The 6,924-nt window shown below is 63.9% G+C and carries 9 protein-coding genes; 3 read left to right on the top strand and 6 right to left on the bottom strand.

Annotated features, from left to right (window positions below; translation table 11 throughout):
• Window positions 1-165 (top strand): TOBE-like domain-containing protein (locus FJ964_RS28520; RefSeq protein WP_181172643.1); only part of this gene is annotated, 165 nt, incomplete at its 5' end.
• A 14-nt stretch (window positions 166-179) separates the two neighbouring features.
• Here FJ964_RS28520 and FJ964_RS28515 read toward each other — a convergent pair.
• Window positions 180-578, bottom strand: coding sequence for a type II toxin-antitoxin system VapC family toxin (locus FJ964_RS28515; RefSeq protein WP_140553857.1), 399 nt, complete (start codon window positions 576-578; stop codon window positions 180-182).
• Window positions 578-853 (bottom strand): antitoxin, encoded by a 276-nt coding sequence (locus FJ964_RS28510; protein WP_140553856.1) that lies wholly within the window; start codon window positions 851-853, stop codon window positions 578-580. Before FJ964_RS28510 ends, FJ964_RS28515 begins: the two co-directional genes overlap by 1 nt.
• Window positions 854-1,064: 211 nt before the next feature.
• Between FJ964_RS28510 and FJ964_RS28505 the strand changes: the two genes are divergently transcribed.
• Window positions 1,065-2,051: a sulfate ABC transporter substrate-binding protein gene (locus tag FJ964_RS28505; RefSeq protein ID WP_140553854.1), complete on the top strand. Its 987-nt coding sequence runs from the start codon at window positions 1,065-1,067 to the stop codon at window positions 2,049-2,051.
• Window positions 2,052-2,309: 258 nt separating this feature from the next.
• Entirely contained in the window at window positions 2,310-2,759 is a 450-nt protein-coding gene (locus FJ964_RS28500; protein ID WP_006202816.1) for an Rrf2 family transcriptional regulator, read from the top strand.
• 62 nt (window positions 2,760-2,821) lie between these two features.
• Here FJ964_RS28500 and FJ964_RS28495 read toward each other — a convergent pair whose 3' ends face one another.
• The 4 genes from FJ964_RS28495 to FJ964_RS28480 all read right to left on the bottom strand — a co-directional run bounded on the left by FJ964_RS28495 (window position 2,822) and on the right by FJ964_RS28480 (window position 6,898).
• Window positions 2,822-3,304, bottom strand: coding sequence for a gluconokinase (locus tag FJ964_RS28495; RefSeq protein WP_140553869.1), 483 nt, complete (start codon window positions 3,302-3,304; stop codon window positions 2,822-2,824).
• Between the two features lie 69 nt (window positions 3,305-3,373).
• Window positions 3,374-4,360 carry an ABC transporter permease gene (locus FJ964_RS28490; RefSeq protein ID WP_140553852.1) on the bottom strand — a complete coding sequence of 329 codons (987 nt, stop codon included), beginning with the start codon at window positions 4,358-4,360 and terminating at the stop codon, window positions 3,374-3,376.
• A complete protein-coding gene (locus FJ964_RS28485) occupies window positions 4,357-5,337 on the bottom strand; it encodes an ABC transporter permease (protein WP_140553851.1) in 981 nt (326 codons plus the stop codon). Before FJ964_RS28485 ends, FJ964_RS28490 begins: the two co-directional genes overlap by 4 nt.
• A gap of 13 nt (window positions 5,338-5,350) precedes the next feature.
• Window positions 5,351-6,898, bottom strand: a complete 1,548-nt coding sequence (locus FJ964_RS28480; protein ID WP_140553849.1) for a sugar ABC transporter ATP-binding protein — start codon at window positions 6,896-6,898, stop codon at window positions 5,351-5,353.
• Window positions 6,899-6,924: the final 26 nt, after the last annotated feature.

The following is a 6,924-nucleotide window of genomic DNA, read 5'->3' as shown; positions in this document are numbered from 1 at the left end:
ACGGTGGTCGCCAGCCGCCGCGTCGCCGGCACCCGCCGGGTGGAACTCGAGATCGGCGGCGAACGCCAGCGCGTCGAAATCGAGCTGCCCGTCGACCATCCCGCCGCGCAGAAGAGCCGGGTAGCGTTCCGCCCGGGCCGCTGGAAGCTGTTTCCGGCTGCTTGATAGTAGACCGAGCACTACTCCAGCCAGTTCTCGATCTTCAGGTTGCGGATTCGGATGAACTCGCCCGTATTGGCCGTTACCAAAGTGATGCCCATAGCGCAGGCGTGCGCAGCAATAAAAAGGTCGTTATGGCCAATGGGTTGGCCGGCGGCCTCCAGTTCTGCACGAAGGGCGCCATACTCTGCATCCGCCGGCACATCGAGCGGCAAGACCGGAATCTCGGCCAGCAATTGCTCGACTTTTTTGAGCAGCTTGGCTGATCCCTTCCTGGCACAGCCATATCGCAATTCCGAGGCCACCACGATGCTCGTGCAAATGGCGTCGTCTCCCTCGCGCTCCACTGCATTGGCGGCTTTGCCAGCCGGATTTCGGATCATGTCACTGATGATGTTCGTATCCAGCATAAACCGCATCAAAAAATGTCCTCGGATTCGACCGGCGCATCATTGATTTCGGGAAAATCGTCCTCGGGGCCGAGCGGCGGCTCGTTTGCCCATTGGGCGAGCAACGCTCCGAGCCCAGCTTTGCGGATCGGCTCAATGACAAGGCGGTCGCCTTCACGGCTGATCAGGACCTTCTCGCCGGGAAGCTCGAACTCGACAGGAATGCGCACCGCCTGGCTGCGGTTATTGCGAAACAGCTTCGCCTCCTTCGACGGCCGTGTTGTTGAATGGCGGTGTTGGGGCATGGTTGCCTCCCTTTGTATATGCATATTGTATATGCATGCTGGCCCAGCAGTGCAAGGGTAAGAAAGCGTTGGGCGGAACAGAATTCTAGTGATCGCGCTCGTGACGACATTTTTTCTTACGGTGGCAGCGCGAAACCATTGCAGGTGTCTCGTCGGGCCAGTGGCGCAGGGCTATGGTCGGGCGATTAAGCACTAGACGGAGTCTCATTTCATGAAGCGATTTCTCCTCGGCGTCGCCACGGTCGCCGGCCTGTTCCTCGCATCTTCCCAAGCCTGGTCTGCCGACAAGCTTCTCAACGCCTCCTATGACGTCGGCCGCGAACTGTTCGTCCAGGTCAACAAGGCCTTTACCGAGAAGCACCCGGGTGTGAGCATCGACCAGTCGCATGCCGGCACCTCGGCGCAGGCGCGTGCCATCGCCGAAGGGCTCGGCGCTGATGTCGTCACCTTCAATCAGGTCACCGACATCGACTTCCTGGTCAAGAAGGGCCTCGTCTCGGCCGACTGGCAGAAGGATTTTCCCGACAACGCCTCGCCCTTCTATTCGCTGCCATCCTTCCTGGTGCGGGCGGGCAACCCCAAGCACATCAAGGATTGGAGCGACCTGGTGCGCGACGACGTGCAGGTGATCTTCCCCAACCCGAAGACCTCGGGCAATGCGCGCTACACCTATCTGGCGGCTACCGCCTACGCCAAGGAGGCCTTCAAGGGCGACGACGCCAAGGTGAAGGAATTCATCACCAAGTTGTTCAACAACGTGCCGATCTTCGACACGGGCGGGCGCGCAGCCACCACCACTTTCGTGCAGCGCGAGATCGGTGACGTGCTGATCACGTTCGAATCCGAAACCCGCGGCATCCGCAAGGAGTATGGCGACGACAAATTCGAGCAGGTCACGCCTTCCGTCAGCCTGCTGGCAGAATTCCCGGTGGCGATCGTCGACAAGGTCGCCGACGAACATGGCACGCGTGATCTGGCCAAAAGCTATCTCGATTTCCTCTATACGCCCGAGGGCCAGGACATCGCCGCCGACAATGGCCTGCGCGCCCGCGACGCCGCGGTCGCCGCCAAGCACAAGGCCGACTTCCCGGACGTGCGCCTGCTGACGGTGGAAAACGTCTTCGGCGGCTGGGACAACATCCAGAAAGAGCATTTCGCCGCCGGCGGCCTGCTCGACCAGGCCTATGGCAGCCGATAAGGTTTTCGCGGCGCGATAGCAGGGCGGGATAAGCAAATCAGGAAAGCCGGCGCTTTGCCGGCTTTCTCCGTTTGCGGCAAAGCATGGCAAATACGACGCCTGCCGCACACAAGGTTACGAAGAATCAACGCGTTTGCGCCTAATGTGCCGGCAAATCGGCTTGTTCGCGAAACGGCAGCGCTCCACAAGCCCCGTCATCATTTGCACACAAACAGCCGCCAGATGCGGGTTGTTGGGGCTTCATGGGTTGACTCGGGCATGCTGACAAAAAAAGGCAAATACGGCCTCAAGGCCCTCGTGCATCTGTCCGGCTTGCCGGTTGGCCAATTGGCCTTCGTCAACGACATCGCGGTCGCCAACAACATTCCCAAGAAATTCCTCGATGCCATTCTGGGCGAGTTGCGCAATGCCGGCTTCGTCCAGAGCCGCAAGGGCAAGGAAGGCGGCTATCGCCTCGCCCGCCCGGCCTCGGAGATCAAGATCGGCCATGTCGTGCGTGTGCTGGACGGGCCGCTGGCGCCGATCCCATGCGCCAGCCGCACGCAATATCAGCGCTGCGAGGATTGCGACGAAGCGACGTGCCAGGTCCGGCACATGATGCTCGAGGTGCGCCAGGCAATCGCCGAGGTACTGGACAACCGCAGCCTTGCCGCCATGCGCGATGCCGACAATGATGATTTTCCGGTCGAGTTGACGTCACAGATCTAGACCCTGCGCATGCGCGGCATTTGCCGGCGCAAGTCGAATGCCGGCATGGCGCCGATCAAGGTTCAGAACCGCCGCGTCACGCGCACCGCCTCGGCGACAAGTTCGGCGATCGGGTGCGTCGCATCGAGCGTCAGCGCCCGCTCGTCCGCCGCCGGCGGCTCGAGAATGGCGAACTGGCTGTCGACCAGGCTTGCCGGCATGAAATGACCCTTGCGGTTGCCGACGCGCTGCCGCGCCGTGGCCGGGTCGATCTCCAGGTAGAGGAAGACGATGTCACGGCGGAAGCCGTGCAGTCGTTCACGATAGCTTCGCTTCAGCGCCGAACAGGCGGCGACCACGCCCTGCCCTTTGCCGGCCGAGGTCGCGATGCGCTCGCCGATCGCGTCAAGCCATCCCTCGCGCAAAGTGTCCGTCAACGGCTCGCCTCTGGCCATGCGGGCGACGTTTTCCGGCGGATGCAGCCGGTCGCCTTCGATGAAGACGGCGCCCAGTCTCTCTGCCAGCGCCATGCCGACGGCCGACTTGCCGCAACCGGCGACGCCCATCGCCACGATGACCGGCGCCTGCCCGCTGGCGCCGGTCGGCGATTGATCTGTCCTTTCCGCCACGATGGTCTAGCGGCTTGCCGGCGCGCGGCCGTAGAGCAGCAGCATGGCGACGATGACGACGCCATAGATGATCTGCCTACCCGCCTCCGGCATCTGCATGACCGACAGTATGGATTGCAGGAGCGTGATCAGAATGACGCCGGCCACAGTGCCGAGATAGGAGCCGCGCCCGCCAAGGATCGAGGTGCCGCCCAGCACGACGGCCGCGATCGACGGCAGGAGATAGGCGTCTCCCATCGACTGCGCCGCCTTGGAGGCGTAGCCGGCAAGCAGCACCCCGCCGAAGGCGGAGAGCCCGCCGGAGACGGCGAAGGCGATCATCACCACGCGCCTTGTGTCGATGCCGGAGAGATAAGCGGCACGCTCGCGGTTGCCGATACCGTAGACGGTGCGGCCAAATCCGGTGCGGGTCAGAACGAACACCATTGCGGCGCCGATCAGCGCCCAGATGATGACCGCATTGGGAACTCCCGGAATGGCAAAGCCGGTGGCCAGGTAGCGCATGGCGCCGGTGGCCGAATCCTGGGGCGAGAACCCGCCAGTGTAGACCACCATCAGCCCTTGCGCGACGGCGTTGGTGGCGAGCGTGATGATCATGGAGGGAATGCGCAGATAGGCGACGCCGATGCCGTTGACGATGCCGATCAGCACCCCGCACAAGATGCCGAATGGAATGGCCAACGCAACGCCGGCCGGGCCATAGGCGGCCGCGGCGCAAGCCATCATCGCGCCCGCCGCCACCGACCACGGCACCGACAGGTCGATCTGGCCGAGCAGGATGACCAGCATCATGCCGGTGGCGATGACGCCGAGAAAAGAGGCCACCTTGAGCTGCTGCAAGAGATATTCAGGCGACAGGAAGCTGCGCGAATAAAGGCTGCCCAGCAGGAGCAGGACCACGATGCAGGCAAAGGCCGTCAGCACCGCGGGATCGGCGCGGCGAATGAATTTCGGCATACGGCCGGCGATGCCGCCCAATGTCGTCTCGCTCACAGGAACCACTCCAGCCGGTTGCGGACCCTAAACAGCGCGAAGGCGCCGAGGCTGACGGCGATCAGCAGGATAACGCCCTGGAACAGCGGCTGCCACAGCGGGTCGAAATCGAAGACGAACAACAGATCGCCGATGGTGCGGAAGGCAAGCGCGCCGAAGATAGCGCCGACGGCACTTCCCTTGCCGCCGAACAGCGAGACGCCGCCCAGCACCACGGCGGCAATGGAAAACAGCGTGTAGGAGTTGCCGCTGGCATAGGCCGCTTCGCCCGTATAGGTGAAGAACGTCAGGAACAGGCCGCCGATCGAGGCCAGCAGCCCCGCCAGCGTATAGGCTGCGAACTTGCCGCGCCGGATGGGCACGCCTGACATGTAGGCCGCCATTTCCGACGACCCCGCCGCATAGGCCGCGCGGCCGAGCACCGAGCGGCTGAACGGCACCCAGATCACCAGCACGACGGCCAGGAGCACAACCATGCTGGCCGGCACCACGTCAAACACACGGCCCGTCAGCGCGTCGGCCAGATCCTCGTTGACCGATCCGCCCGGGAACGGCCGCAGCAGCAGCCCGATGCCATAATAGACCGCGCCGGTGGCGATGGTGGCGACGATCGGCTGCAGCCGCCCGTAGATGACGATGGCGCCGTTGATCGCCCCGCACAGCAGTCCGACGGCCAGTACCGCCAACACGCCAAGCGCCGTCTGCATCGGTGTGCCCACCACCAGCCACGAAGCCAGGCAGTTGGTCAACAGGAAGATCATGCCGACGGAAAGGTCGATGCCGGCGGTGATCACCACCAGCGTCTGCGCCATGGCGACGAAGGCCAGCAGCACGCCCTTGTTGGCCGCCGTCTGCACGACATTGGCGGTGAAGCCGGCCGGATGGTTCGCGGTGTAGATGACGAACATGACGATGAAGATGCCGAGCGCCAGCAGCGTTCCGCGCTGCTCCGCCAGCCAGTAGCGCCAATCCTTCACGCCAAAATCCCTTTCACGCGTTCGCTCCCTGCTTCACCGGGCTATCCCCGCCGGGCATGTTGAGCGCGCTTGATATCAGCGCCCGCTCGGTGATTTCGGCGCCCACCAGTTCGCGCTTGACCGCCCCGTCATAGAGCACCAGCACGCGGTCGCAGCAGCCGATCAACTCGTCATAGTCGGTCGAATAGAACAGGATTGCCGCCCCCGCGTCCGCCAGCTTGCGCATCAGTTGATACAGCTCCTGCTTGGTGCCGACATCGATGCCGCGCGTCGGATCGTTGAGCAGGATGATGCGCGGCTGGCGCATCAGCCATTTGGCGATGACGACCTTCTGCTGGTTGCCGCCCGACAGCGCGCCGACCGGAATGTCGAGGCCGGCCGTCTTGATCGCCAGCAGGCCGACCATGTCGTCGATCAGCCGCTGCTCGGCGGCGCGGTCGACGATGCCGCCTTTCGACAGCCGGTCGAGCGCGGCGAAGGACAGGTTCTCGCGCACCGTCATCGGCAGCATCAGGCCTTCGGTCTTGCGATCCTCGGGAATAAGCGCCATGCCGATGCCGTTCTCGCGGGCGGCGGCGGGGCTGGCGATGCTGACCGGCCTGCCGTCGACCAGGATCTGGCCGGAAAGGCCACGCAGGACGCCGAAGAAGGCGAGCAGCAATTCGCGTTGGCCCTGCCCGTCGAGGCCGCCGAGGCCAACCACCTCGCCTGCCCTGACCGAGAGCGAGATGTTATCCAGGCGATCCGTCCAGGACAGCTTGCGGGCTTCGAGCACCGGCGCGGTGACGGCCGGCGCAAATGTCGGCTTGGGCGGGAAAATGTGGCTGTATTCGCGCCCGATCATCAGTTCGACGACTTCACTGTCGCTCTTCGAGCCGGCGGGATAGCTGGCGACATTGCGGCCGTTACGGAACACCGTGCACTGGTCCGCCAATTCGGCGATCTCGTTCATGCGGTGCGAGATGTAGAGCAGCGCCAGCCCTTCCGAACGCAGCCGCTTCAGCACGGCGAAGATCTTCGACACATCCGCCGCCGTCAGTGCCGAGGTCGCCTCGTCGAGGATCAGGATGCGCGGCTTCCTGGCCAATGCCTTGGCGATCTCGACCATCTGCCGGCGCGACAGCGGCAGGTCCTTGACTAGTGCCAGCGGATGGATGTCGGATGCTCCCGCACGCGCCAGCGCGTCCTCGGCGATGCGCCGCTGCGCCTTGCGGTCGATCATGCCGAAACGCTTCGGCGGATCGGATATGACGATGTTATCGGCGACGCTGAGTTCGGGAATCAGCGACAACTCCTGGAAGATGCAGACGATGCCGGCCTTGTTCGCGGCGCCCGGCGAGGCGAAGGTCGCCTCGCGCCCGTCCAGCAGCATGCGGCCTTCGTCCGGCGCAACGACCCCCGCCATGATCTTGATCAGTGTCGATTTGCCGGCGCCGTTCTCGCCAAGGATGGCGTGAATGCTGCCGGCCTCGACCGACAGCTCGGCCTTCTCCAGCGCCCGCACGCCGCCATAGCGCTTCGATATGCCTTCCATGCGGAAGAGCGGAGCCGCACCGTCCATCAACCCTCCCAGGGCGCTCGTATATT

This window comes from Mesorhizobium sp. B2-3-2 (assembly GCF_006442295.1).
Taxonomy (GTDB): domain Bacteria; phylum Pseudomonadota; class Alphaproteobacteria; order Rhizobiales; family Rhizobiaceae; genus Mesorhizobium.
The sequence above is the reverse complement of the archived record's forward strand: the minus strand, read 5'-3'. Positions and strand labels throughout refer to the sequence as shown.

Bases quoted from the DNA above. Each gene is read 5' to 3' on its own strand.
- FJ964_RS28515 (WP_140553857.1), bottom strand. From the start codon at position 578: ATGCGGTTTATGCTGGATACGAACATCATCAGTGACATGATCCGAAAT.
- FJ964_RS28510 (WP_140553856.1), bottom strand. From the start codon at position 853: ATGCCCCAACACCGCCATTCAACAACACGGCCGTCGAAGGAGGCGAAG.
- FJ964_RS28505 (WP_140553854.1), top strand. From the start codon at position 1,065: ATGAAGCGATTTCTCCTCGGCGTCGCCACGGTCGCCGGCCTGTTCCTC.
- FJ964_RS28500 (WP_006202816.1), top strand. From the start codon at position 2,310: ATGCTGACAAAAAAAGGCAAATACGGCCTCAAGGCCCTCGTGCATCTG.
- FJ964_RS28495 (WP_140553869.1), bottom strand. From the start codon at position 3,304: ATGGGCGTCGCCGGTTGCGGCAAGTCGGCCGTCGGCATGGCGCTGGCA.
- FJ964_RS28480 (WP_140553849.1), bottom strand. From the start codon at position 6,898: ATGGACGGTGCGGCTCCGCTCTTCCGCATGGAAGGCATATCGAAGCGC.